At 65.4% G+C, this 1,600-nt stretch carries 1 protein-coding gene; it reads left to right on the forward strand.

All coding sequences use genetic code 11. From position 1 onward, the window contains the following. Positions 1-137 precede the first annotated feature (137 nt). Positions 138-1,558, forward strand: a protein-coding gene (locus AC5Y49_RS24605; RefSeq protein ID WP_499891988.1) for an IS3 family transposase whose coding sequence is annotated in 2 segments (ribosomal slippage) — positions 138-471 and positions 471-1,558 — 1,422 coding nt in all. Because the reading frame shifts where the segments join, the coding sequence is not laid out codon by codon here. Positions 1,559-1,600: the final 42 nt, after the last annotated feature.

A 1,600-nucleotide genomic window follows, 5' to 3' on the forward strand; every position in this document is an offset into this window, starting at 1 on the left:
CCCTCTCTGCCAACCTGGGTTGAGGCACCTGCCCCCTGACAATTAGTGACTCGAGGGCGGGGATGGAGAGCTTCCCCGAGATGACAAGCAAGGTGACCACGTTGGTCCGAGCGACCGGGATCGAAGATCCTGGTCGGATGAATGACGCTGGGACGGAACGTCCCGACCCTGAGGTGCCCGAGCGTGCCCGGCGCCGGACGTTTACCGCGAAGTACAAGCTGGAGATCCTGGCCGCTTACGACGCTGCTCCCGAAGGCGAGAAGGGTGCGCTGTTGCGCCGGGAGGGCTTGTATTCCAGCCACATTGTGGCGTGGCGGCGGGCCCGTGACGCCGGCGCGCTGGCTGGCTTGGCCGTTCCGCGCGGTCGTAAGCGGCGCGACCCACAGGCCGAGCGGATCACCCGGCTGGAGGCCGAAAAACACCAACTGGAGCAGGAGCTGGCCAAGACCCGCTTCGTGGTGGATGTGCAGGCAAAACTGCACGCGCTCTTGGAGACGCTCTCCGAGAGCGCGGAGCCCGAGAACGGGTCGATGAAGTGAGCGACGCAGCGATCGCCGAGCTGGCCGACAAGATCGGTGTACGCACCGCCTGCGATGTCGTCGGTGTCGCCCAGGCCAGCTACTACCGCCGGCACCGGCAAAGCCCGCCGCCGCAGCGGCCGGCGCCGATCCCGCACACCGACCGGGTGCAGCCGCGTGCATTGTCCGCCGCCGAGCGGGCCGCAATCCTCAATGAGTTGCACAGCGAGCGGTTTGTCGACACCTCGCCGACCGAAGTGTGGGCCACACTGCTCGACGAAGGCCGCTACCTCGGCTCGATCTCGACCTTCTACCGGCTGCTGCGCCAAGCCGGCGAGAGCCGGGAGCGTCGCCGGCAAGCCACCCACCCAGCAACGGTAAAACCCGAGCTGGTCGCGTTCGAACCGAACCAGGTGTGGAGTTGGGATATCACCAAGCTGCGCGGCCCGGCGAAGTGGAGCTGGTACTACCTCTACGTGATCTTGGACATCTTCTCCCGCTACGTGGTCGGATGGATGGTCGCCAGTCGCGAAAGTGCCGCGCTCGCTGAGGTATTGATCCGTCAGACCTGCGCCAAGCAGGACATCGGGCGCGACCGGTTGACCATCCACGCCGACCGCGGCTCCTCGATGACCTCCAAGCCGGTGGCGTTCCTGCTCGCCGACCTCGGCGTCACCCAGTCGCACTCACGCCCACACGTCTCCGACGACAACCCGTTCAGCGAGGCGCAATTCAAGACATTGAAATATCGGCCCGACTTCCCCGACCGGTTCGACTCGATCGAGGCCGCCCGCCGGCACTGCCAGATCTTCTTCGGCTGGTACAACGACGACCATCGCCATACCGGGCTGGGTTTACACGTTCCTGCCGACGTGCACTACGGCACCGCCGCGATCATCCGCGACAAGCGCGCCGGCGTGCTCGACGCCGCCTACGCCGCACACCCAGAACGGTTCGTGCAAAAGCCGCCTGCGCCGCCGAGACTGCCCAGCGGCTCATGGATCAACAAACCAGACGACACCGAGAAGGCCACTCAGTAAATACCGCTCAACAGTGCCTCATTCAGGTTGACAGATTCCGGA

Source organism: Mycobacterium sp. NGS62, assembly GCF_059812285.1.